Raw genomic sequence first — 23,268 nt, forward strand, 5'->3', positions numbered from 1 at the left:
GCGCCTTTAGACGCGAGCCCGGGGCCCGTGGGTTATACCCTAAGAGCAAACCACCCTTTTTAAGGGTGGTTCTGATTTGTAAAGCACCCTGCTTTACCTTAAATTTTTCAATCTTTCACATACCGTTCGCGTGGCTGTTTCGACCGTTCGGCGTCTTCGATAAAACTCTGGGTAGTCTTTATTCCACAGGCTGTTAACGTACTCAGTGACGACTCGTCCTTGCTGTTGCGCTATGGCAGGGAGCAAGAGCCCGCCGAGGGGCGAAGGATGTTAGCGCAAACATCTAACATTCCCCGGCGCTCGTATTTGGTAGTCAAAGCGCATTAAGGTATGCGCTAAGAAAGGGGAATTCCTCATGGCACTTTTTCGTCGTCAATTCCTTCAGGCTTGCGGACTCGGCGTGATGAGCGTCGCTACTGCCGGCTCCCTTGCGGGCTGCGGTGGCTCCGGTAGCGATGGCGGTGCAGCCGCCGGCGGAAGCGCGAACGCTAAGAAGCCGGTCGTTTTCTACAACCGCCAGCCTTCTAACTCTTCCACCGGCGAGTTGGACATGACTACGCTCAAGTGGAACGATGACACCTACTACGTCGGATTTGACGCCAAGCAGGGTGGCGAGCTCGAGGGTCAGATGGTCGTCGAGTACATCAAGGCCCACGCTGCCGATATCGACCGCAACGGTGACGGCGTCATCGGCTACGTCCTCGCCATCGGTGATGTGGGACACAACGACTCCATCGCTCGTACTCGTGGCTGCCGCAAGGCCCTGGGCACCGCTGTCGAGAAGGACGGCCAGATTGTTTCTGACCCCGTCGGCACTAACACGGACGGTAAGTCGGACAAGGTCAAGGACGGCGAGATCGAGGTCGACGGCAAGAAGTTCAAGATCCGTGAGCTTGCCAGCCAGGAGATGAAGACCTCTGCCGGCGCTACTTGGGACGCCCCGACCGCCGGTAACGCTCTGTCTGGCACCTGGGCTTCCGCTTTCGGCGAGCAGATCGATATCGTTGTCTCTAACAACGACGGCATGGGCATGTCCATGTACTCCAACTGGGCCAAGGAGAACAAGGTCCCCGTCTTTGGTTACGACGCCAACTCCGATGCCGTTGCCGCCCTGGGCGACACCGACTTCCCCTATGGTGGCACCATTTCCCAGAACCCCGCTGTCCAGGCTTACCTCACCCTGCGTCTGCTCCGCAACTCTCTTGACGGCGTCGACGTCAACACCGGCGTGGGCAAGGCTGACGATGCCGGTAACGTCATCGCCAAGGACGACTTTAAGTACAGCGAGGAGGATCGCTCCTTCTACGCGATGAACCTCGAGGTTACGGCAGACAACTACAAGGACTTCATGGACCCGGCGAACACCCTGTACGAGACGGCTCAGGCCCAGCTCGATGAGGGCGATAGCGCCAAGAAGAAGGTCTGGCTGAGCATTTACAACTCCGCCGACAACTTCCTGGGTTCAACTTACAAGCCGCTGCTCGAGAAGTATGCTCCGCTGCTCAACCTCGATCTCGAAGTTGTCCAGGGCGACGGCCAGAACGAGTCCTCCATTACCAACAAGCTTGGTAACCCGGCCGACTTCGATGCCTTTGCCATTAACATGGTTAAGACTGACAACGGCGCTTCCTACACGTCGATACTTGGCCAGTAGGCTGTGATTGCTCGCGAGAGCATGCAAGCATGTTGGCAAGGGGGATCAGGAGGCTGCTCCCCCTTGCTTTTCAGAGACTATGAGTACGTAAACATTTCGTTATGGTCTCATATCAGGACGTTCTCCCAATCGTAGCTGCGCAAATAAGGTTGCACGGGGAGGATATCGAGGGAAACGAGGGGTGAATACATGTCAGACAAGCAAGACGACATCGTCCTGTCGATCCGAGGGATGAGCAAGACGTTCGGGCGCAACCGCGTACTCGATCACATCGACCTCGACGTCCGCCGCGGCACCGTCATGGGCCTGATGGGTGAGAACGGCGCAGGCAAGTCCACGATGATGAAATGCCTGTTCGGCACTTATCAAAAGGACGAGGGTTCCATTTTCCTCGATGGCAAGGAGGTGAGCTTCTCCGGTCCTAAGGATGCTCTCGAAAACGGCATCGCCATGGTCCACCAGGAGCTCAACCAGTGCCTCGAGCGTAACGTGGTCGATAACCTGTTCTTGGGCCGCTATCCGGTTAAGGGCGGCGTGATCGACGAGGCGCGCATGCGCAAAGAGGCTTCGGATCTGTTCCGTCGTCTGGGCATGACCGTCAACCTGACCCAGCCCATGAAAAACATGAGCGTCTCTCAGCGCCAGATGGTCGAGATCGCCAAGGCTATGTCCTATAACGCCAAAGTTATCGTTTTGGACGAGCCTACAAGTTCGCTGATGGCGCAAGAGGTCGATAAGCTGTTCGAGATGATGCGTAAGCTCAAGGAGCAGGGCATCGCTCTGATCTACATCTCGCACAAGATGGACGAGATCTTCGAGATCTGCGACGACGTGTCGGTTCTGCGTGACGGTAATCTGGTTATGACCAAGCGCACGAGTGACACCAACATGAATGAGCTCGTAAGCGCCATGGTTGGCCGTTCGCTGGACAACCGTTTCCCGCCCGTGGATAACATTCCCGGCGACAACGTTCTTTCGGTGCAACACCTGTCCACGAAATTCGATCCGCACCTGGTGGACATCACCTTCGACGTGCGCAAGGGCGAGATCTTTGGTCTGTATGGTCTGGTCGGCGCCGGACGTACCGAGCTGCTCGAGACGATCTTTGGTATTCGTACCCGTGCGGCAGGCCGTGTGTACTTCCGTGATCGCCTGATGAACTTTTCCTCGGCGCGTGACGCCATGGAGCACGGCTTTGCTCTGATTACCGAGGAGCGCAAGGCAAACGGCCTGTTCCTGAAGGGCGACCTGACGTTTAACACCACCATCGCTAACCTTGATCAGTACAAGAGCGGTCCCGCGCTGTCTAACGACAAGATGGTTCGCGCGACGAACAAAGAGATCAAGACCATGCATACCAAGTGCATGGGTCCCGATGATCTGATTTCGAGCCTCTCTGGCGGCAACCAGCAAAAGGTCATTTTTGGTAAGTGGCTTGAGCGCTATCCGCAGGTGTTCCTGATGGACGAGCCCACCCGTGGTATCGATGTTGGCGCTAAGTACGAGATTTACCAGCTCATCATCGACATGGCTAAGAAGGGCACTACGGTCATCGTGGTTTCCTCCGAGATGCCCGAGATTCTCGGCATCACCAACCGCATTGGCGTCATGTCGAACGGACACCTTTCGGGCACTGTCAACACCAAGGAGACGAACCAGGAAGAGCTGCTCCGTTTGAGTGCCAAGTATCTGTAGATGAAGGGGATGGAACACATGCCTACCGTATCCGGTAAGATTCTGTCGGTCGAAGAGGAGACCAAACTCCTCCAACCGATCGACAGCTATGTTAACGAGATTCAGAAAAAGGTCGATGACCTGCGAGCCGACGGCACCACGCGCATCGTGGAGCTGCAGAGCAGCATTGACGCCACCAAGAACGACCGCGTGCTCACCAAGGCCGAGCGCGACGAGGCCATTAACAAATTCAAGGCCCAGATGGAGAAGGCCAAGCAGGTCGAGTCTCAGAACAAGGGTCAGATCAACTCGCTCGTTGCCGACGCCGAGAATTACCTGAAGGCTCATTATGAGTCCGAGTATCTCGCTTCCGTTAAGGCCAGCTGTGCCGCCGAGCGCGAGGCTGCCAAGGCTGCCTATCAAAAGCAGCTCGCCAAGCTCGAGAAAGAGCACCAGAAGGGCATCGCCGGTATCACCGACCAGGCCGAGATCAAGGAAGAAAAGTACGTCTACAAGAACAAGCAGTTCGACGCCAAGGTGACTTACCAGCAGGAGCTTCAGCAGATTAAGGATCGTGAGCATGAGGCTTTTGCCTATCGTTATCACCTGATCGACCTGCTGCGCATCGGCAAGTTTACGTTTGCCGAGAATATGGCCCAGCGCTGGGAGAACTACAAGTACACATTTAACACGCGTACGTTCTTGCTTAACAACGGCCTGTACATCGCCATCGCGCTCATCTTCATCGCGCTGTGCGCCATCACGCCGGTTGTTAAGGGCACGCAGCTGCTCACGACTCAGAACGTGCTGAACATTTTCCAGCAGGCTTCGCCCCGTATGTTCTTGGCGCTTGGTGTTGCCGGACTGATTCTCCAGACCGGTACCGACCTGTCGATTGGCCGTATGGTCGGTATGAGTATGGTGGCGTCTACCATCATCATGCACGCCGGCCCTAACACCGGTACCGTGTTTGGCATCGCTTTCGACTTCTCCACCATGCCCGTCGTGGGCCAGATTGTCCTGGCACTTGTTGTCTGTGTTGTCCTGTGCACCGCATTTTCTGCCATTGCTGGCTTCTTTACCGCTAAGTTTAAGATGCACTGGTTCATCTCGACGATGGCCAACATGCTCATCATCTTCGGCCTCGTCACCTATGCCACCAAGGGTGTGTCCTTCGGTTCGATCAATCCTCTGATTCCCGCCATGGTCACTCCGCGTATTGGCAGCTTCCCGACGATCATCCTGTGGGCTGTCGCTGCTATCGTGGTCGTGTGGTTCATTTGGAACAAGACCACCTTCGGTAAGAACATGTTCGCCGTCGGCGGCAACCCCGAGGCTGCTTCCGTCTCTGGCATCAACGTCTTCGCTGTTTCCATTGGCGCCTTCATTCTCGCCGGCATCCTGTACGGCTTTGGTTCTTGGCTCGAGTGCATCCGCATGGTCGGTTCTGGCTCCGCTGCTTACGGCCAGGGCTGGGAAATGGACGCTATCGCCGCGTGCGTTGTCGGTGGCGTTTCCTTCACCGGCGGTATCGGCAAGATTTCCGGCGTCACCGTCGGCGTGCTGATCTTCACCGCTCTTACCTATGCACTGACCATTTTGGGTATTGATACTAACCTGCAGTTCGTGTTCTCCGGCCTGATCATTCTCGTCGCCGTTACGCTCGACTGCCTCAAGTACGTCCAGAAGAAATAGCGATCTTCGCATCTCCGCGTGATATAAAAGGGGAGCCGGCTGCCATCCTCCGGCCCCCTTTTTTAAAGGCGTGGGGTGCAGCTTGTAGTTCTTTGGGATTGCCGAGTGTGGCGCATGACTTGGTTGCTATGCTCGTATTCCAAGTTGATAGCCGTCTTGTCTTGCGGACAAGATTAAAGAGGGAGGCAGGGTTTCCTTATGAAAAAGGTCCTCGTCTGTTGCAACACCGGTGTGACCACCAGCCTGCTGGTCGCAAAGATTAAGGCCGTCGCCGAGACTCGTGGTCTCGAGATCGAGATCGAAGCATCGCCGATTTCCACCGCCGCCGATCATATCAGTGACGCCGATGCCGTTTTGCTGGGGCCGCAGGTCGGTTTTGCCAAAGAGGCTTTTGAGGAAGCCGGTGCCAAAAACGTTCGCGTTATCACCACCGAGGATTACGCCACGCAGAATGCAGAAAGTATCCTAGACAGTATTGAAAGCATCCTGTAGTCGCAATCCAGCCATGACGGCGTCGCATAGGGGGACCTATCCCTATGCGACGCCTCATTTTCCGCCGCAAAGGGGACAGACGCCTTTGCGGCGGTTTTTGCTTTGAGGCCCAATTGCCTCGTTGCTATCGACGTTTTGGTTGAAGCCATCACGAAGGTACACCGTCCTCTTTGTGCTGGTATTAGGCGGCGGCGATGATGAGGTTGGGGTTGGTGCGGTCCGAGATTGCGACGAGGGAAGATTCGACGATGCCGTTGGGGTCGTTGTCCATGACGATGGCATCCACGTCGGCAAGCTGCGCAAAACGATACATACCGCGCCCGTCGACCTTGCTGGCATCCATAAGCACCACGCTTTTGCGGGCGGCTCCAATCATGGCGGCCTTGGTCTCGGCCATCTGCGGAAAGTCCGTGGTAAAGCCGCAATCTGGCACAAAGGCGCCAGGGCACATGACGGCAAGGTCGGCGTGGACCATTTGGAGCGCCTGCATGGTAAGTGGGCCGTACAGATAGCGATGACCCTTGCGCAGCGCGCCTCCCAGCATGACAACATCGACCGAGGGCATGCTCTCGTCGATGTAATCGGCAATGGTAATGTCGGCCGTGATAACGGTGATGCCGTCGCGCTGGTCGAGGAGCCGGACAAACTCGAGAGCGGTGGTGCCCGAGTCAACGAGCAGCGTATCGCCATCATTGACGAGTTCCATAGCACTTTGGGCGATAGCTTGCTTGGCGGCAACGTTAACGTTAATACGGCGATCCTGCGTGGAAACGGTCAAGCGCTTGTGGAGCGATACGGCACCACCATGCGTGCGGCGCAGCTTGCCTGCTTCGGCGAGCGCGTCCAGATCGGAGCGAGCGGTGACGGAGGACACGCCAAAGGTCTGGGCGATTTCGGCTACCTGCACCGAGGCGTTGTGCTCGAGCATTTCCATGATGGCGGCGCGACGTTCATCGGCAAATGCACGGTTTGTTACGGGGGCCATGGCTGCTCCATTCTTGACCGAAATTTGCAGGAATTGTGTTGAGTCTATTTTCGTTCATTTTCTTTTTTTGTAAGAAAACACCTTTCGATTACTTATTTTTTCTATAAAAGAAAGACGCATAACGCCCAAAATTCAATATCGAACACGCCCACTCGGCTCCAATTCCTTCCGTTTGCTTTTCAAAAACGACTGTATAGACCTGCATGGGTTCAATATCTCGTACGTGCGAAGCCGCTGAATTTCATACAATAAACGCAGCAAAACGCAAGGTAAAACGCCTTGTGAACAACTACGCCCGATGTCCAGATGCGGGCGAGGGAGAGGAGCAAACGCTCATGGCACTTGTTACCACCGAAAAGATGCTCAAGGACGCTCAGGCCGGCCACTACGCCGTCGGCGCGTTCAACGTCGAGAACCTCGAGTTTGTTATGGCCATTCTGGCCGCTGCCGAGGAGACCAAGTCCCCCGTCATCATGCAGACCACCCCGGGCACCATCAAGACCGCTGGTCTGGACTACTTCTACGGCATGGTGAAGGCTGCCGCCGAGCGCGCTTCCGTGCCCGTCGCTCTGCACCTCGATCACGGCGATGGCTATGACCGCTGCATGCAGGCTTTCCGCACGGGCTACACCTCTGTCATGATCGACGGTTCGCACGAGTCCTTCGAGGACAACATTGCCCTGACAAAGTCCGTCGCCGATGCTGGCCGCGCCATGGGTGTGCCTGTCGAGGCTGAGCTCGGCAAGGTTGGCGGCAAGGAGGACGACGGTCCTTCGGTTGAGGGCGAGAGCCCTTACACCGATCCTGTCGAGGCCAAAGAGTTCGTCGAGCGCACTGGCTGCACCTCGCTGGCCATTGGCGTTGGCACCAGCCACGGCGTGTACACGAGCGATCCTCACATCGAGCAGTCCGTGGTCAAGGCCATCCGCGACGCCGTCGACGTGCCGCTGGTTCTGCACGGCACCTCCGGTGTGCCCGATGAGCAGGTTGCCGAGGCTGTGAAGAACGGCATCTGCAAGGTTAACTACGCCACCGAGCTGCGTCAGGCCTACACCAAGGGCTTCATGGCCTACATGGCCGAGAACCCCGCCTGCTTCGATCCCAAGAAGCCGGCCAAGGAGGGCATGCGTGAGATCACCGAGCTGGTTAAGATCCGCATGACCAACCTCAACTCTGTGGGCAAAGCAGAGTAACAGCAAGGGTACTCCGACTCGCTATATATCCCGGGGAGGGACGAGGGCTTAGTTCCCCAATCGTCCTCGGGCATGCAAAAAGCCTCGCTGCGCACTTCGTGCGGCGAGGCTTTTTGCCCCCTGCGGAAAGATTGGGGAACTAAGCCCTCGCCCCTCCCAGGTTGACCTACTCGAGGTCGTCGCCCTTGTGGCGTTGGGGCGGAAAGGATGGGGCGCAAGGGGCGCTTTGTTGGTGGGGGTTAATATGCCCGGGCTTGGTTGGGGAAGGTTTTGTCTAGGGATGCTTGGAGTTTTTTTAATGAGGCTTGCAGGTTGAGACTCTGATCGGTTGGGCGGTTGGATTGTTTGATGGGAGGGTCGGGGGGTTCAGTTTACATACAAGATTTCGCATCATAGGGAGGTTTGATGCGCGCGAGGTGGTGTGCTGGGCACCGAGTCCACGCGGTGCCCAGCGCGGCGAGCCGTCCAGCTCCCGGTCGCTCGCAGGGGACATGCAAGCTTTTCAATCAAGTTGTCAATCAAGGCGTTAGAGTCATGGAGTAGGCGTGCAAGTGTGCGTCTTTTTCTTGGCTGCGCCCTCCAACGGATTAGCTGAGATCCGTGACCTGCGGAAATGCCGATGCGCCGGGCCCCTTTCGGCGCGATGCAGTGGAACACTCGCGCACTCGCGGCGGTTTTTTGTTCCCAGGGCCTCGGTTTTGTGTGCGGGCGCTTACAAAACCCTATATCTCGCCGAGGGCTGCTCGCGGAATAGCTATATAAAGGTGGGGCAAAAGCGGGATAGTTGGCGCGTTGTTTGGTTGGGCGCCCTACAGTCTGCGTGCGATGGCGGCCATTGTAGGAGCTGCCTCTTCTAAGAAGCTGCGGTACCCGCAGTAATCCTCGCGATAGTATGCGATGTTGAGTCGCTTGCAGTTCTTGTGGCATATGCTCTCAAAGGGACAGTCGGCGCACTCACTGCACGCGCGGCGGGGCTCGACAAGAAACGCGTGCAGTTCGTCGCAGGTTGCCATCTGCTCAAGCGAATCATGTACGACGTTACCCAGGCGATATCGATCGAGCACGTAAAAGTCGCACGGGTATACGTCGCCGTTGCCCTCGACCACAAATTGCGGCGCGCATGCCCCAAGCATGCCGCACTGCTGGGGCGGATAGCCGGCAAAGAGCGGAATCACGTTATCAAAGAGTGTGACGCTCATGCCACACCCCTGCTCAAAATCCTTGAGCCACAGGCGAAAGAACACCTTGTAAAAGCTCGCAAATGCCTCCGGGGTGAGCGAGAACTCATCCTCGGCGTCATCTAGTCCGGGCAGGCAGGGAATAAGCTGCACATAGTTAAATTTATGCTGTCGGTAAAAACGATAGAGCTGCTGCGGATGCTTGGCGAGCTGCGCGGTGAGCACGGTCAAGATGTTGAATTCGGCCCCCGCGGAGCGAAGCGCTTGGATTGCTTTAAGAATACGGGAGAACGTCTTGGAGCCTGTGGCGTCGGGACGGAGCCAATCGTGTAGATCGCGGTAGCCGTCCAAAGAGACGCCTACCAAGAAATCATGTTTCGCCAAAAAAGTCGCCCATGTCCTGTCGATGAGGTATCCATTGGTCTGCAGCGCATAATGGATGGTCTGGTTGGAGCGCTTGCATGCAACATGAGCAGTGAAGGCCTCGAAGTATTCAAGTCCGGCGCAAGTGGGCTCTCCGCCCTGGAACGCAAAGGTTATGTCGGCGTTGTCATCGAGCCCAAGTGCGGAGTCGATGAGAGCCTCCATGACGTCGCGCTGCATGATGCCAAAGCTTGAGACCTCGCGATGTTGAGCGACGTCGGCGTAAAAGCAGTAGCGACAGCGCATGTTGCACAATGAGCTCGCTGGCTTGATGAGAAACGAGATGCGCTTCATGGGAGATTCCTTAAAGATGACGTCCGATTCAACGTTTGGCGTTCGTTCACTATAGCGCAAGAGCGTATTTCGCGTTGCCCCGCGCGCGGTTTGATGAAGGACTGCTATTGCTTTGGTCTGGCCGCGGAAGCACTCATAGGTGTTGAACTGCCGGCAGTAGTTCTCTTCGCCAATGTGAAAATAATAGGCGTGATAACCAACGCCATACCCCACAAGGGGGCTTTGCGCCGAACGGGTTTTCGCGTCTTCCTTCTGTGCGATATTATAAGGAGCGCACGAGGTCGCTGATTGGTAGAGATGAACGCTCTCATGAGGCGGTATCACCACGATACGTGCACCGTCGAGGCGAGTAGCATCGGCGCCAATCTCTCGTTCCTGTCTGCCGATTCCTTGGAGTACGACATCAAGCTCGTTTGCTTTGCACGCTACGAGATTACTCGGGTATAGGCACTGTATTCTGCAAGATACTCGGGCGTGATGTTGTTGTCGGTGATAAGTGCGTCAATGTTTCGCATATCGTAGAACGTAATAAAATCGCGCCTGCCAAATTTGGACGAATCGGCGAGGATATAGCGCTTCTTGCCGCAGTCAAAGGCGATGCGCTGCAAATCCGAGATGTCGGCATTGTGTCCGGTAACATCTGATCCATCAATGCCGTTCGCTCCCACAAATACCTTGTCAAAATTGATGTTGTTGAGCGCGTTTGCCGTAAGTGGGCCATAAAATATGCTGGTTTTGGGGCGGTAAAGGCCGCCGAGCAAAATCGTCTCAATGCCTGCAACGTCCTTGACGAGGTCGAATGCTGGTAGGCTATTGGTAACAACGCGAGCCGATGTGCCCGCAAGGTAGCTGCCAATGAGTTCGCAGGTGGTACCCGCACCAATAAATACCGTGTCACCGTGCTCGATTAATTCGGCGGCAAGTTGAGCGATGCGGTGTTTCTCGTTGATATGCTGCTGACGTTTCGTGTTGTGTGGCTGTTCAAGCGCGGCGTTCCGAATGGGGTGTAGGCTTTTGCCGCCGCCGCGCACACGTTCGATTTTGTTCTCGCTGGCAAGTTCGTCCATGTCACGGCGGACAGTCATGGGCGAACTGTTGAGAAGGCTTATGGCATCGTTAACCGAGAGAAAACCGCGGGCGTTGATGAGGCTTTCGAGTTGCTCCTGGCGTTCTAGTTTGATCACTTCTCCTCCTTAATTTCCTATACTATCAATCATTATAAATCAAAAGAAACCAATTATTCCGATAAACGGTCAAATAACGGGTGTGAACGATCAAAAGAGAGTTAACTATGTACAGAAATGAAGCATTCTGGTACTATTTCGTTCAAACAGGGCATGGATATTCGCATATTAGGCGTTAAAAGTGCGTTTGATAGCTAGATTGGTTAGTTTCTTTCGCTTAAAGCAATCAGAACAAATCAAAAGTTATCATATGGTTGACAAGGAGAAACCAGATGCGCAGATAGCGCCTGCGTGCTGGGCGAACATGGGGAAAGGATAGATACATGTCGTTTGGAATCATTCTGGCAACGCATGCTCACGTGGGCGAGGCGATGCTCGAGGCGGCGGAGATGCTCGCCGGCAAGCAGGAGCGTGTCCGTGCTTTGTCGCTTACGCCTGATACCACCGTGTCGGAGTTCGAAGACCAGCTCGTAAGCGCATACGATGAGCTCGCGGCAACTTACGATCATGTCGTCGCGCTGTGCGACATATACGGCGGTTCTCCGTTTAATGTCATTTCGCGCGTTAAGCTGGGAGGCCGTGAACTGACCGCGTTTACCGGTGTGAGCCTTCCCGTTTTGATTGAGTTGCTGTTCAGCGGAAACCTTACCGTCGATCAGGTGCGCACCACTGTTGAGAACGCTGCTGCAAATGCGGTAAAAGAAATTGTTGTTGAGCTGGCTGAGGATAGCGACGACGTCGACCTCGACCTGTAAAGAAGGGACAAACCATGGCACTCAAACTCGTAAACATCGACGATCGCTTGATCCACGGTCAGGTTGCAACCACTTGGATTCCCGATAACAAGATCGAGTCGGTCATCATTGTGAACGATGCCTGCGCAAACGATCCAGTGCAGCGCTCGGTAGCCGGCCTTGCCGCCCCCTCAGACGTCAAGGTCTCGATCTTTACGGTTGAGAAGTTCATTGAGGTGCTCAAAAAAACCACCTTGAAGAAGGTCACCATGGTGCTCTTTGGCAATCCCAACGACGCCCTCACCATGCGTGAGAACGGCCTTGAGTTTAGCTACCTCAATGTTTCGGGCATGCGTTTCAACGATAAACGCCAACGCATTCACAAGAACATGTCGGTAACCGCCGACGAGAAGGCGGCTTTTGAGAAGCTCGAGGAGCTGGGAGTGGAGTGCTGGATGCAGACCACCACGCGCGACTCCAAAGAGCGCGTCTCGGATTTGCTCAAGAACTTCAAGTAACCCGCATCGGCGGCATTGCTGGGAGTGCGAGCTACCTCGCGGTTCCAGCTTGAGATAACCATGGGTTTGAAAAGGAGGAAACGGTATGGTTCAAGCACTGTTCTTGGCTCTTTGGGCCGGCTTGTGCACACTTGACCAGTTCGGTCCCCACCTCGGATTCCGCAAGCCCCTGCTTGCGTCCGTGGGTGTCGGTCTTATTTTGGGTGATATGACAACCGCGATTATGATTGGCGCCACGTTGGAGCTCATGTGGCTCGGTGTCAACAACATCGGCGCTTATGTTCCGCCTGATGTCATCTCCGGCACCATCGCCGGCACGTCGCTCGGCATCATGTCCGGTGGTAGCACCGAGGCGGCCATCGCCTTGGCTGTTGCCGTGGGCGTTCCCACCGCAACGCTTGTCCAGCAGCTCAACATGCTTGTTATGACCACGAACGTCGCCCTCGTGCACGGCGCCGACAAGGCTGCGCTCACTGGTGACTTCAAGAAGATCAACAAGTACTTTTGGCTCGGTGCCCTGTTCTTCTTCCTCACCCGCGCCATTCCCGTGTTCATCGCTACGGGTATCGGCTCGTTTGTCATCGAGGACATCATGGCTTTCCTGCAGAACGATGTACCGTGGGTGCTCACCGGCTTTGCCACCGCCGGCACTATGATGCCCGCTGTTGGTTTGGCGATGCTGCTCACCATGATGATGAAGAAGAACATGTGGATCTTCCTCTGCATCGGATTTGTGCTCTTTGGTTATATGGGCGTGCCCACGCTCGGCTGCGCCATCATCGGCATCGCCCTTGCTGGCCTCTACGACATCATCATTGAGGGCCAGAAGAACGCGCCTGCCGCCGTGGCAACGGCTTCCGATTCCGACGATGATGGAGAGGAGTACGATCTGTAATGGGAAAGATTTCCAACAGCACGCTCAATAAAGTCCTGCTTCGTACCCAGGGCTGCCAGTTCGCTCACAACTACGAGCGCATGCAGTCCCTCTCTCTTACCTACTGCTTTAGCCCAGTGCTCGAGGAGCTCTACAAAGATGCTCCCAAAGAGCAGCGCGTTGCCGCGATGCAGCGCTATCTCGAGTACTTCAACACGCACCCCATTGCCATTCCCTTCATCTTGGGTATCTGCACGGCAATGGAGGAGGAGACGGATGAGGATCAAAAAGAGGCTGTGACTGGCATCAAGACCTCGCTCATGGGCCCCTTTGCCGGCTTGGGCGATTCGATGCTCAACCTCACCTGGTTCCCCATCGCGGGCTCCATCGGTGCGTCGCTCTGTGTTGACAACGGTTCCCTCGTGGGTCCGCTCGTCATGTTCCTGCTCATCAACCTCCTGTACTGGCCGCTTAAGTATTTTGGCCTGCACAAGGGCTATTCCATGGGCCTTGACCTTATCGACAAGGGCGGCATCAAGATCTTTGACCGCTTGGGTAACCTTGCCAACGTTCTCGGCGTTGTGGTTGTGGGCTGCCTTATTCCGCAGACGGTTAAGCTAACGACCGCGCTTCAGTTCTCGCTTGGAGAGGGCGATCCCTTGAGCCTGCAGGCGCAGTTTGATGCGGTCATGCCGTATATGCTGCCGGTGATTCTAACGTTCATCTGCTACAAGCTCATCAAGAAGGGCAACGGCAGGAACACAGCTCAGGTTATCGTGGGCCTTATCGTGTTCGCGCTCGTGTTTGCCGCGATCGGTTACTACACGCCCATCAAGATTTTTGCGTAACGCACGTTTGATACGGCCCGGACTCTCCTTTGCCGCATGGCGGGTTCGGGCCTCTCTGCCGCACCGCAATACCGGCGGACATAACACATCGTGTCTGTCGATATCGCGGTGCGGGAGCGCGGCATGCCCCGCAATCAGTTTTGAACCGTTCGGTCAGAAAGGGTGGCTCGAGCCATGAGAACAGTTTTGGTGCTTATGGATACGCTTCGTCGCGACGCACTATCCTGCTATAACCCCGAGGCGATGGCAAAAACCCCAAACATCGATGCCTTTTCTCGCGAGGCAACTACGTTTGATCAGCATTGGATTGGAAGTGCCCCGTGTATGCCCGCCCGCCGCGATATCATGTGCGGCCGCTTGAACTTTCTTGAGCGGTGCTGGGGTCCCATCGAACCGTTTGACATTACGTTACCGCAGCGCCTGCGCGCCTCGGGCGCCTTCACGCATATCACCACCGATCACTGCCATTATTGGCGCACGGGCGGTGAGGGGTACCTGCAGCAGTTCAACACCTGGGACACGCATCGCGGGCAAGAGGGGGACCCGTGGATCTCGCGCATCGACGAGCCGGATAACATGCCCGAGACCTTTTACGGTCGCGTGCGCAAGCAGTATCAGCAGAATCGCAGTGCCTGGCCGAATGAGGAGGATATGCCCTCGCCTCAGACGTTCAGCTCGGCATGCGAGTGGCTCGAGACCAACAAAGACGACGACAACTTCTTCCTTATGGTCGAAGCCTTTGACCCGCATGAGCCGTTCGATGTGCCCGATTCGTACATGGATCTCTATGGCGGCAGCGAGGGGCTCGACCGCGACTACTTCGAGATCCCGCCATACGCCCGCACCTCCGAGACCGATATTCCCGCTTCTGCTGTGGACTACTTGCAGCGTCGCTACGCCGCGCTGGTGAGCATGTGCGATTGCTGGTTTGGTAAGCTGATCGACAAGCTCAAAGAGACCGGCCTTTACGAGGACACCATGATTATGGTGACCACCGATCACGGCTACTTCTTGGGTGAGCGCGATTATCTGGGCAAGAACTATATGCATCTTTACAACGAGCTCGCTCACCTGCCCTTTATCGTCAAGTTTCCCGGCGGCGTGCGCGCTGGCGAGCGTGTGGGCAAGATTACGCAAGCCATCGATATCATGCCCACGGTGCTTGATGCTCACGGTGTTGAGATCCCCAGTACCTGCCAGGGTGTCTCGCTCATGCCGCTTGCGACCGACCCCAATGCTCTCACGCGCCCCTATGCGCTCTATGGCGTCCACGGGCTCGCGGTGAACATCACCGACGGACATCACACCTACTTCCGTGCTCCCAAGCCCGAGAACAAGCCGCTTTTCAACTACACGGCGTTTCCGAGCACGATTCGCGCGACGCTCGGTACGGAGTGCCCCGATGAGATCGAATGCGGCCGCTATTTCGAGCGCACCTGCTACCCGCTGTTCAAGATTCCGAGTGTTAAGCCGCCGGTGATCGATCAAAGCGATCGGCCGCTACGCGAGGTGGGGGAGAGCAAGCTTTTCGATCTGGATGCCGATTACGCACAGGAGCACAATCTGGCCGGTGTGGACATCGAGGTCGAAGCGCGTTTCGAGGACATGCTGCGTGAGGGACTTGTTGCCTTTGATGCCCCGGCCGAACAGGCAGAGCGCCTGGGTCTTGTGTAGGAGGTGCCATGTCGCTCGATATGAGAACGCTCGGCGTTCTGATCTTGGCGATGAGCGTGTTCGTGCTCGCGATGACCGAGATCGCAAAGCGCTTCTATGCAGCAAAGCTCGCCGCCTTATATGAGCGTGGCGAGATGGGCGAGTACCTCCACACGCTCGAGATGCCCTTAGTTCGCTTGGTGCTCCCCGCATGGAATCGCGCCTTCATGCGCATGAATGCACTTATGGTAGAGGAGGACCGATCCGCCCTCGACAAGCTGATTCCCGAGATGCTTTGCATGGGGCAGAGTCCCAAGCAGCGTCGCGAGCTCATTGGTCGCGCGTTTAACTACTATGTTGAGCAGGGCAACGAGGTGGGTGCAAAGCCGCTGCTCGAAGAGATCGAGCGCGTGGAGCCCTCCGAGGTTTCCAAGCAGGCTCGTATGACGTACGAAATCTATCTTGAGAAGAGCTTTGCCTATATCGATGCGATGGAGACCCGTCTGTCTGAGGTATCGGGCGTGAACCGCGGGTTTACCGAGCTTTTGCTTGCCATTCAGTACGAGAACAAGGGCGATGCACGTCGCGCTGAGCAATATTTTGAGAAGTCATGCAGGGAGATCGAGGGAGCCGTTGCTTCCCCGTCTCCTGAAGAGGTGTTGAGTGGGGAGTAAAGATGGCAGTCGTTCGATTGAGGACGCAGCCCAATATCCTGCTCATCCTGTGCGATCAGCTACGCGGCGATTGCCTGGGTTATGCGGGACATCCCGATGTCAAGACGCCGTTTTTGGATACGCTGGCGACTGAGGGAACCTTCTTTGAGCTGGGTGGTTGACGAGTCCATCCGCTTCTTGGAGACGCGCGATCGCATGCGCCCCTTCTTTCTCATGGCGAGTTTCGTGCGCCCTCATTCTCCGTTCGATGCTCCCGCCGAGTACTTTGAAATGTACTACGGCAAGGAGTTAGTTGAACCCGCGCTGGGTGACTGGGTTGACCGCAGTCTGACCGAGAGCGACGGTATGGTAATCGATTCGGTGCACGGCCGTCACGATGCCGAGCTGCGTCATCAGGCAATGGCGGGCTACTATGCCTGCATCACGCATATCCACCATCAGATTGGCCGCCTGGTGACGGCGCTCGAGCCCGATGCGACCTGCACCAATACCGTGGTGGTGTTCACCTCGGATCACGGCGAGATGCTCTTCGACCACGAGAAGTTCCGCAAGGTGCTGCCGTACGAGGGCAGCCCGCGCGTGCCGCTCATCGTGCGTTGCGGCAGAATGTGCGTCTGCCCGGCGAGGACGCGGTGCCCGTTTGTGGTGTCCGCAGCGAGAGCGTGGTGGAGCGACGATAGACAACGCGACGAGAGTGTCTAATTAATTGTCGCGGCGGAAGGGCGCACGGACCCCTTTCGCCTTCTATAGGATAGAGGAACTGAGGTGTATTCATGTCGATAACGCACGTGGCAGTATTCGCAATCTGTTTCTTTGTGTCAACGATCGGAGCAATCTGAGGTATTGGCGGCGGCGTTATCGTCAAGCCCGTGCTCGATGCCACAGGGCTCTTTCCAGTGGCGACAATCAACTTCCTATCAGGCTGCACCGTGCTCTCCATGACGCTCTACTCAGGTTGGTGGGGGTTAGTATGCCCGGGCTTGGTTGGGGAATGCCTGGTCTAGTGAGGCTTGGAGCTTTTCGAACGATGCTCGTAAGTTGTGGCTCTGGTCGGTTGAGCGTTTGGCTTTTGTGGTGGGGGAGTCGAGGAGACCGTTTCTCTGTGTCGGGGGGAAGGAGAAAAGGTCTGCATGTTTTAGGGATGGCTGCTGTGCTGCGTCATTGGAAGAATGCATGCTTATGCGGCCTCCTCGATGTCCACCAATAGATTGCGCTCGGGGTATGCTGCTAGGTCCCGTGCGCTGGCAGTATTATGCCGCGGCTGCTGCAAAGAAGCGCTAAAGAAAGGCTTAACCTGGTTTGGTGTTACGATGAAACTGCAGTTCAGAGGTATCGAATAACACTCTTGAAAGGTTTTGAGCTTAAGGACTTTCTAAGGTTTGTGACGTGAATATGGCGCGGACGTGCGGAGCGTGTGAATGCTCTCTGTTAGCACTGCGGCTCTGCGGCGCGCACCTGCTCGATGACCTTTTCCATCGTGGCGTCGATGCGGTCCTTTTTGAGTTCGCATTCCCAGATGGTTATGGGCGTCCAGCCCATTTGAGTGAGTGCTGCCACGGCAGCGTGGTCGCGCTCGACGTTGCGGCGAAACTTTGCCTCCCAAAACTCAACGTTGCGCTTGGGCTGGCTTGGATTGCACTTAGGGCAGCGATGCCAAAAGCAGCCGTTGACGAAGATGGCGATCTTGCGCCCGGGAAAGGCGATGTCGGGCTTGCCGGGAACCTTCCATTCCAAGCGATAACCCGTAAGGCCCGCTGCGCGCAGGCGCTGGCGAACGAGCAACTCGGGCTTGGTGTTGGCACGCTTGTTGCCCTTCATAGACTTTTTGATGGCGGCGCGCCGGCGGACCAGTTCGCGCTCGTCAGCGGAGAGGTCCGAGGTATCGATGCCGTCGAGCAGACCGGGCTTGGGACGTTTTTTGCTGCGGCGCTTAGGTGCGCGCTTGGGCTTGGCGGCTGTGTTGGGCGCGGCGTCATCGGCGGAGCTTGCCTCGAGCCGGTCTTCCTTCAGCTCAATCAGGGCATCAATGAGCCCCTTGTCGGCGGGCATCCACTCAACCGTGGCAAGCGAGGTGCGCGGAATCCAGCGGATATCGAGCTGGCGGTCGTGCTTCTGGGGCTCGCCAGACTCTTTAGCCAGCGAGCAGTAGTAGCACTCCATGGAGAGATGAAAATCGGGGTAGTCGTACTCAACGGTATAGAAATCGCGCAGATTGGTGACTTTGACCTGCAACTCTTCCATAAGCTCGCGGCGTACGGCGTCCTCGGGCGACTCGCCGCGCATGAGCTTGCCACCGGGAAACTCCCAAAGTTCCTGCATGTCGCCGTAGCCGCGCTGCACGGCAAGCAGCTCATCAGATCCTTCCTTGCGAATGATCCCAGCGGCAACATGAACAGTCTTCAACAGGAGTCCTCTCTCAACATCAACACGTGGCAGGGTAGCTACGCGTACCTTACACAACGGTAAGGCAAGCGTAAGCCATATCGATGGTAGCCGACTCGTCTTCTTGCGACCATAGATGCCGTAGACTAATTGCAAGAAAGGACTCGGTATGCAAACCACGCACATGGCGACCCCGGTACTGGAGGTCGCGCATCTCGAAAAGGTATACGGAGCGCTAGGCAACGTGACCCGCGCGCTCAACGACGTCAGCTTTACCGTCAACCGCGGCGAATTCGTTGGCATCATGGGCGCTTCGGGCTCGGGCAAGTCGACGTTGCTCAACTGCGTCTCGACCATCGATAGCGCCACAAGTGGCACGATCCGCATCAACGGGCAGGACGTAACACGCATGAAGCAGGCTAAGCTTTCGCAGTTCCGCCGCGAGGAGCTTGGCTTTATCTTCCAGGACTCCAACCTGCTCGATACGCTCACGGCACGCGAGAACATCGCCCTGCCGCTCACCATCGCCCGCACAAACTCGGCAGAGATCTCGACCCGCGTGCAGGATGTGGCAGCGCGCCTGTCCATCAGTCAGGTACTCGACAAGTATCCCTACCAGATGTCCGGCGGTCAGCAGCAGCGCGTTGCCGCGGCTCGCGCGCTCGTCACCGACCCCACCATGATCATGGCCGACGAGCCCACCGGCGCCCTCGATTCCAAGAGCGCTCGCCTGCTGCTCGAGAGCCTAGAGGCCCTCAATCGTCGCCTACGTGCCACCGTGCTCATGGTCACGCACGACAGCTTTGCCGCCAGCTACACGAGCCGTGTGCTGTTTATTCGCGACGGCAAGATCTTCACCGAGCTGCGCCGCGGCGACACCGACCGCCGAGAGTTCTTCGACCGCATTATGGAGGTCGTTGCCATGATGGGCGGTGAGGGCTCCGATGCTCTGTAAACTCGCTTGGGGCAACGTCCGCCGCGCCGGTCGCGACTACCTCGTCTACCTTTTGACGCTCACCCTGGGCGTCACGGTCTTCTATGCCTTTAGCACCATCTCGATGCAGGTCGACATCGCCGGCATCGATGAAGAGGGCTTGGCGCAGGTTATGGGCAGCATACTCGGCGACCTGACGTACTTTTTGGCCGGTGTCATGGCCTTTTTGATGGTGTATGCCAATAACTTCATCATGAAACGCCGCAAGAAGGAGTTTGGCCTGTACCAGGTGCTCGGCATGGGGCGCGGGCGCGTCGCCACGATCATGGCGCTCGAGACCGTGATAGTATCGGTCGTGGCCTTTGTCGCCGGCATTGTGCTGGGTGTGGGACTCTCCCAGCTCATGACGTTCTTTACGGCCTCGCTCTTTAAGACACAGATCGCCAATTTCCACTTCTTTTTCTCGGTGCATGCGTTCAATCTGACCCTTGCCTGCATGCTCGTAATGTTTGTGCTCACGCTACTGCTGAACCTTCGCGCCGTGCGTCGTACCAAACTCATCGAGCTTATGGGTGCCGAGCGTCGCAACGAGAGCATCAAGACACGCAACCCCTGGATCGCGATTGCCATCTTTGCCGTGGGCGTGGTGCTTGTGGGCGTGGCCTATTACCGTCTGCTACGTGATGGGTTCCCGCTAACCGCGACGGACAGCAAGCTGCAAGAGGCCATGAACCAGTTTGGTATTACGACCGCTATGGTTACCGTGGGCACCTTTGCCCTGTTCTGGGGACTCTCGGGCATGCTCATCAAGCTGCTGCAGAGCCTGCGCAGCGTGTATTGGCGCGGCCTCAATATGTTTACCGTGCGTCAGCTTTCGGCCAAGGTCAATACGGTGTGCTTTTCGATGGGCGTCATCGCGATGATTCTGTTCCTCGCCATTACCTCGGTGACGTGCGGTATGTCGATCGCCAACGTGATGAATGAGAATCTGGAGCGCTATACGCCGGCCGATATGTCGCAGACGTATATCTATTACACGCCCGAAACGCTCGACTACTACAAGGAGTATGTCAATCCGTCTGAGGCCGATCGCATGGTGCTGGCCGATAGTACGGTCGATTTGTACTCCGCATGGCACGGCGATCCATGGCATGGCGATCGTAAGGGCAAGTCGGCGGACAACAACGACGAGACCGGCAAGAAGGTCAGTATCGCCGATGTTGCCGGTGAGCATGTGCAGATCGATTCGTATCTGAGTTACCCGCTTGGCGGCTCGGATCCTTCGGTGACTCCAAGTGAGATGTGCAAGACCATGGGCGAAAAGCTTCCCAGGGCGTTCGGGGGTAGCAATGCCGATACGATGGGCCTGTTTGTGACGCCGGCGAGCCAGTACAACAAACTGCGCCAGATGATGGGCGAGGAGCCAGTGAGCATTGGCCTCGACCAGTACTTGCTTACGTGTGATATGGGCGGTGATCTGGGCGACCTGTACACCAAATACATGGCCGGCGGCCATACCCTCACCTTGGGCGGGCATGAGCTCAAGCCCGCAACCGATAAGTCGGACAAGGACACGGCGGCCATCGCCAACTCGGCGATGAGCAGTAATCCGGGTACCGTCGTCGTTGCCGACGAGCTGTTGTCCCAGCTTAAGCTGCAGCCGTATTCCAGTAGCCTGCTCGTTAACTACAAACAGGGGATGGATACGACTGAGGCAGACGAGAGCATTAAATACACGGTGCTCGACAATCTGCTCGTTGACGGCAAGGAGCCGGGGTCGTGGGGAATCTTCATTACACGCTCCGAGATGTACACGCAGGCGGCGCAGATGAACGGCATGATTAGCTATTTGGCCATCTACATTGGCTTTGTACTGGTCGTTGCGTGCGCGGCGATACTGTCGATCCAGCAGCTCTCCAATGTGGCCGACGGCAGCCGCAGCTATCGTGTGCTGGCACAGATCGGCTGTGACGACCGCCAGATCCGCCATTCGGTGATGGCGCAGCAAGCGGTATTCTTCCTGTTCCCGCTGGCAGTGGGGCTGGCTCACTCCTTTGTGGCGCTCAAGGTGATCATCGAGCTGGTGAGCACGTTCGGCAACATGAGCATAGGCGGCACCGTGGGCCTCACCTGCGCGATCTTCCTGGCAGCCTATGGTGGTTACTTCCTGGTGACCTACCTCATGAGCACCGGCATGGTACAAGCCGCCATCGCCACCCGCTACAGCGAGTAACAAGCGGGCAAAACGGTCGCAAAATCAGAGGCGTATGACCGCCGCGAAGGGACCAGGGGCCCTTTCGCGGCGGTTTTTGCCAATCTGGTGCGTCTCAGATACAAGTGAGTAGACTTTTTTGAACCTGCCGAGCACATCGCGACAAATGCTCAATAAAACCGCAGGTCAGAGCCGTGGCGTTTTAGGGTGTGCTTAGACTCCTGCAAAAAGCCTACTCACTTGGTTTTTTCTGCTAGAAAACCGCCGCGAGGGAAAGCAGCTCCCTTGCGGCGGTTGGCGTTTGCCCAGATAAAACCTGCCAAAATAAACCTGTTCCTTTTTGGCAGGTGGTTTCAACTGAACGGCGGGCCGTGCGGCTTGGGTGTGCGGGCTCACAATCTGGGGAAACCGAACAGATTGGGGGCTTGTATGATCGATTCGAAGGGAAACGTGCGACCCGAGGGCATGTTTAACAGGGCACGCCTGGCCCCCGAAGCCCGGCGCGCATGCGACTCCTCCAAGGAACGTCCCTAACTGCCGCCTAAATACGTTCTGCGATCTCGTGGATGAGGTAGTCGGTCTTTTCCCAGCCCAGGCATGGGTCGGTGATCGACTTGCCAAAGACGCCGCCGTCGACCGGCTGGTTGCCGTCCTCCAGGTAGGACTCGATCATAAAGCCCTTGACCAGCTTGGAGATGGACTCGTTGCGGCGGCAGCTGTCGAGTACCTCCTTGCAGATGCGGTACTGCTCCAGCGGACGCTTACCCGAGTTGTCATGGTTGCAGTCGATAACCGCTGCCGGATTGGCGTAGCCGGCATGCTCGGTATAGCGCTCGGCCAGGCGCTCCAGGTGCTCGTAGTGGTAGTTGGGGTAGGTGCGCCCATCGAGACCGATGTAGCCACGCATGACGGCGTGTGCGAGCGGGTTGCCGTCGCACTCGACCTCCCAGTTGCGGAAGATAAAGCTCTGGTGCGCCTGGGAGGCGTAAATGGAGTTGAGCATGACGGTGGTCGAGCCGGCAGTGGGGTTCTTCATGCCCACGGGCACCGAAATGCCGCTCGATACCAGGCGATGCTCCTGATTTTCGACCGAGCGCGCGCCCACGGCAACATAGCTCAGCAGGTCAACGAGGTACTGGTAGTTGGACGGGTAGAGCATCTCGTCGGCGGTAAAGAAGCCAGTCTCCTCGATGACGCGCAGGTGCATGTGGCGGATGGCCTTAACGCCCTCGAGCAGGTCGTCGGGAGCCTCGGGATTGGGGTTGTGCAACAGGCCCTTGTAACCGGTGCCCTTGGTACGCGGCTTATTGGTATAGACGCGCGGAATGATGATGAGCTTGTCCTTGACCTCCTCGGCGGTCTTGGCCAGTCGGTTCATGTACTCAAGCACCGAATCCTCACGGTCGGCAGAGCACGGGCCGATGATGAGCACCTTGCGTGCGTCCTCGCCGGTAAAGACTTTGGCGACCTCGGCGTCAAATGCCTGCTTTTTGGCGGTAAGCTCGGCAGAAAGCGGCATTTCCTCGCGAATCTCCATGGGGATCGGCAGCCTGCGTTTGAATTCCATGGACATAGGGGCCTCCTCAATCAAATAAGTCAAAGCGTGAATTGTCGAATGCACGGCATTATCCGCTGTCGCACGCTAAAGTGCAAGCGAAACCTGCCGA

Annotated in this window: 21 protein-coding genes; 16 read left to right on the forward strand and 5 right to left on the reverse strand. The window is 56.8% G+C overall.

The annotated features are described in order from the left end of the window. Window positions 1-355: 355 nt before the first annotated feature. The 4 genes from GT495_RS08585 (at window position 356) to GT495_RS08600 (ending at window position 5,515) form a co-directional block, all read left to right on the forward strand. A complete protein-coding gene (locus GT495_RS08585; protein WP_161162348.1) occupies window positions 356-1,654 on the forward strand; it encodes a substrate-binding domain-containing protein in 1,299 nt (432 codons plus the stop codon). 189 nt (window positions 1,655-1,843) lie between these two features. Then, window positions 1,844-3,349, forward strand: a complete 1,506-nt coding sequence (locus tag GT495_RS08590; protein WP_161162349.1) for a sugar ABC transporter ATP-binding protein — start codon at window positions 1,844-1,846, stop codon at window positions 3,347-3,349. An 18-nt stretch (window positions 3,350-3,367) separates the two neighbouring features. Next, window positions 3,368-5,023 (forward strand): galactoside ABC transporter permease, encoded by a 1,656-nt coding sequence (locus GT495_RS08595; protein ID WP_161162350.1) that lies wholly within the window; start codon window positions 3,368-3,370, stop codon window positions 5,021-5,023. Window positions 5,024-5,221: 198 nt separating this feature from the next. Then, window positions 5,222-5,515, forward strand: coding sequence for a PTS sugar transporter subunit IIB (locus GT495_RS08600; protein ID WP_156600014.1), 294 nt, complete (start codon window positions 5,222-5,224; stop codon window positions 5,513-5,515). Between the two features lie 181 nt (window positions 5,516-5,696). On the opposite strand, the gene GT495_RS08605 is transcribed toward GT495_RS08600, so the two are convergent. Beyond that, complete coding sequence (locus GT495_RS08605; RefSeq protein ID WP_161162351.1) at window positions 5,697-6,500, reverse strand: DeoR/GlpR family DNA-binding transcription regulator; 804 nt, start codon at window positions 6,498-6,500, stop codon at window positions 5,697-5,699. Between the two features lie 335 nt (window positions 6,501-6,835). On the opposite strand from GT495_RS08605, the gene GT495_RS08610 reads away from it, so the two are divergent. Then, window positions 6,836-7,693, forward strand: a complete 858-nt coding sequence (locus tag GT495_RS08610; RefSeq protein WP_161162352.1) for a class II fructose-bisphosphate aldolase — start codon at window positions 6,836-6,838, stop codon at window positions 7,691-7,693. An 809-nt stretch (window positions 7,694-8,502) separates the two neighbouring features. Here GT495_RS08610 and GT495_RS08615 read toward each other — a convergent pair. Further along, on the reverse strand, window positions 8,503-9,588 hold the full coding sequence (locus GT495_RS08615; protein WP_161162353.1) for a radical SAM/SPASM domain-containing protein: 1,086 nt from the start codon (window positions 9,586-9,588) through the stop codon (window positions 8,503-8,505). Between the two features lie 288 nt (window positions 9,589-9,876). Between GT495_RS08615 and GT495_RS08620 the strand changes: the two genes are divergently transcribed. Beyond that, on the forward strand, window positions 9,877-10,035 hold the full coding sequence (locus tag GT495_RS08620) for a hypothetical protein (protein ID WP_161162354.1): 159 nt from the start codon (window positions 9,877-9,879) through the stop codon (window positions 10,033-10,035). Here the strand turns inward: GT495_RS08620 and GT495_RS08625 are convergent. After that, complete coding sequence (locus tag GT495_RS08625) at window positions 10,014-10,772, reverse strand: DeoR/GlpR family DNA-binding transcription regulator (protein ID WP_156063179.1); 759 nt, start codon at window positions 10,770-10,772, stop codon at window positions 10,014-10,016. The genes GT495_RS08620 and GT495_RS08625 overlap by 22 nt on opposite strands. Window positions 10,773-11,095: 323 nt before the next feature. Here GT495_RS08625 and GT495_RS08630 point away from each other — a divergent pair, with 323 nt between their 5' ends. The 8 genes from GT495_RS08630 (at window position 11,096) to GT495_RS08660 (ending at window position 16,775) form a co-directional block, all read left to right on the forward strand. Beyond that, on the forward strand, window positions 11,096-11,527 hold the full coding sequence (locus GT495_RS08630; RefSeq protein ID WP_161162355.1) for a PTS sugar transporter subunit IIA: 432 nt from the start codon (window positions 11,096-11,098) through the stop codon (window positions 11,525-11,527). Between the two features lie 14 nt (window positions 11,528-11,541). Continuing rightward, entirely contained in the window at window positions 11,542-12,024 is a 483-nt protein-coding gene (locus GT495_RS08635; protein ID WP_156063181.1) for a PTS sugar transporter subunit IIB, read from the forward strand. Window positions 12,025-12,109: 85 nt separating this feature from the next. Beyond that, on the forward strand, window positions 12,110-12,919 hold the full coding sequence (locus GT495_RS08640; RefSeq protein ID WP_156063182.1) for a PTS sugar transporter subunit IIC: 810 nt from the start codon (window positions 12,110-12,112) through the stop codon (window positions 12,917-12,919). Further along, window positions 12,919-13,746 (forward strand): PTS system mannose/fructose/sorbose family transporter subunit IID, encoded by an 828-nt coding sequence (locus GT495_RS08645; protein ID WP_156063183.1) that lies wholly within the window; start codon window positions 12,919-12,921, stop codon window positions 13,744-13,746. Before GT495_RS08640 ends, GT495_RS08645 begins: the two co-directional genes overlap by 1 nt. Before the next feature lie 174 nt (window positions 13,747-13,920). Further along, complete coding sequence (locus tag GT495_RS08650) at window positions 13,921-15,420, forward strand: sulfatase (protein ID WP_161162356.1); 1,500 nt, start codon at window positions 13,921-13,923, stop codon at window positions 15,418-15,420. An 8-nt stretch (window positions 15,421-15,428) separates the two neighbouring features. Next, window positions 15,429-16,073: a hypothetical protein gene (locus tag GT495_RS08655; protein WP_161162357.1), complete on the forward strand. Its 645-nt coding sequence runs from the start codon at window positions 15,429-15,431 to the stop codon at window positions 16,071-16,073. A gap of 2 nt (window positions 16,074-16,075) precedes the next feature. Continuing rightward, entirely contained in the window at window positions 16,076-16,234 is a 159-nt protein-coding gene (locus GT495_RS10920; protein ID WP_231505009.1) for a hypothetical protein, read from the forward strand. After that, window positions 16,227-16,775 (forward strand): sulfatase-like hydrolase/transferase, encoded by a 549-nt coding sequence (locus GT495_RS08660; protein WP_370457637.1) that lies wholly within the window; start codon window positions 16,227-16,229, stop codon window positions 16,773-16,775. Before GT495_RS10920 ends, GT495_RS08660 begins: the two co-directional genes overlap by 8 nt. A gap of 726 nt (window positions 16,776-17,501) precedes the next feature. Here the strand turns inward: GT495_RS08660 and vsr are convergent. Then, the gene (gene vsr, locus GT495_RS08670) at window positions 17,502-18,476 is read right to left on the reverse strand and encodes a DNA mismatch endonuclease Vsr (protein WP_161162358.1); all 975 of its coding nucleotides are present in this window, start codon (window positions 18,474-18,476) and stop codon (window positions 17,502-17,504) included. Between the two features lie 148 nt (window positions 18,477-18,624). Here vsr and GT495_RS08675 point away from each other — a divergent pair, with 148 nt between their 5' ends. Together GT495_RS08675 and GT495_RS08680 are read left to right on the forward strand one after the other, a co-directional pair. Beyond that, on the forward strand, window positions 18,625-19,410 hold the full coding sequence (locus tag GT495_RS08675; RefSeq protein WP_006234847.1) for an ABC transporter ATP-binding protein: 786 nt from the start codon (window positions 18,625-18,627) through the stop codon (window positions 19,408-19,410). Continuing rightward, window positions 19,400-21,622 carry an ABC transporter permease gene (locus GT495_RS08680; RefSeq protein WP_161162359.1) on the forward strand — a complete coding sequence of 741 codons (2,223 nt, stop codon included), beginning with the start codon at window positions 19,400-19,402 and terminating at the stop codon, window positions 21,620-21,622. Before GT495_RS08675 ends, GT495_RS08680 begins: the two co-directional genes overlap by 11 nt. Window positions 21,623-22,142: 520 nt before the next feature. On the opposite strand, the gene GT495_RS08685 is transcribed toward GT495_RS08680, so the two are convergent. Beyond that, complete coding sequence (locus GT495_RS08685) at window positions 22,143-23,174, reverse strand: 3-deoxy-7-phosphoheptulonate synthase (RefSeq protein ID WP_161162360.1); 1,032 nt, start codon at window positions 23,172-23,174, stop codon at window positions 22,143-22,145. Between the last annotated feature and the right edge of the window lie 94 nt (window positions 23,175-23,268).

Origin of the sequence: Collinsella sp. BIOML-A6 (assembly GCF_009875845.1) — a bacterium.
GTDB classification, from domain to species: domain Bacteria; phylum Actinomycetota; class Coriobacteriia; order Coriobacteriales; family Coriobacteriaceae; genus Collinsella; species Collinsella aerofaciens_H.

Excerpts from the sequence above, each read along its gene's own strand:
- GT495_RS08630 (WP_161162355.1), top strand. The coding sequence starts at position 11,096 with ATGTCGTTTGGAATCATTCTGGCAACGCATGCTCACGTGGGCGAGGCG.
- GT495_RS08640 (WP_156063182.1), top strand. The coding sequence starts at position 12,110 with ATGGTTCAAGCACTGTTCTTGGCTCTTTGGGCCGGCTTGTGCACACTT.
- GT495_RS08635 (WP_156063181.1), top strand. The coding sequence starts at position 11,542 with ATGGCACTCAAACTCGTAAACATCGACGATCGCTTGATCCACGGTCAG.
- GT495_RS08585 (WP_161162348.1), top strand. The coding sequence starts at position 356 with ATGGCACTTTTTCGTCGTCAATTCCTTCAGGCTTGCGGACTCGGCGTG.
- GT495_RS08645 (WP_156063183.1), top strand. The coding sequence starts at position 12,919 with ATGGGAAAGATTTCCAACAGCACGCTCAATAAAGTCCTGCTTCGTACC.
- GT495_RS08605 (WP_161162351.1), bottom strand. The coding sequence starts at position 6,500 with ATGGCCCCCGTAACAAACCGTGCATTTGCCGATGAACGTCGCGCCGCC.
- GT495_RS08600 (WP_156600014.1), top strand. The coding sequence starts at position 5,222 with ATGAAAAAGGTCCTCGTCTGTTGCAACACCGGTGTGACCACCAGCCTG.
- GT495_RS08610 (WP_161162352.1), top strand. The coding sequence starts at position 6,836 with ATGGCACTTGTTACCACCGAAAAGATGCTCAAGGACGCTCAGGCCGGC.
- GT495_RS08615 (WP_161162353.1), bottom strand. The coding sequence starts at position 9,588 with ATGAAGCGCATCTCGTTTCTCATCAAGCCAGCGAGCTCATTGTGCAAC.
- GT495_RS08685 (WP_161162360.1), bottom strand. The coding sequence starts at position 23,174 with ATGTCCATGGAATTCAAACGCAGGCTGCCGATCCCCATGGAGATTCGC.
- GT495_RS08655 (WP_161162357.1), top strand. The coding sequence starts at position 15,429 with ATGTCGCTCGATATGAGAACGCTCGGCGTTCTGATCTTGGCGATGAGC.
- GT495_RS08675 (WP_006234847.1), top strand. The coding sequence starts at position 18,625 with ATGCAAACCACGCACATGGCGACCCCGGTACTGGAGGTCGCGCATCTC.
- GT495_RS08590 (WP_161162349.1), top strand. The coding sequence starts at position 1,844 with ATGTCAGACAAGCAAGACGACATCGTCCTGTCGATCCGAGGGATGAGC.
- GT495_RS10920 (WP_231505009.1), top strand. The coding sequence starts at position 16,076 with ATGGCAGTCGTTCGATTGAGGACGCAGCCCAATATCCTGCTCATCCTG.
- GT495_RS08680 (WP_161162359.1), top strand. The coding sequence starts at position 19,400 with ATGCTCTGTAAACTCGCTTGGGGCAACGTCCGCCGCGCCGGTCGCGAC.
- GT495_RS08650 (WP_161162356.1), top strand. The coding sequence starts at position 13,921 with ATGAGAACAGTTTTGGTGCTTATGGATACGCTTCGTCGCGACGCACTA.
- GT495_RS08595 (WP_161162350.1), top strand. The coding sequence starts at position 3,368 with ATGCCTACCGTATCCGGTAAGATTCTGTCGGTCGAAGAGGAGACCAAA.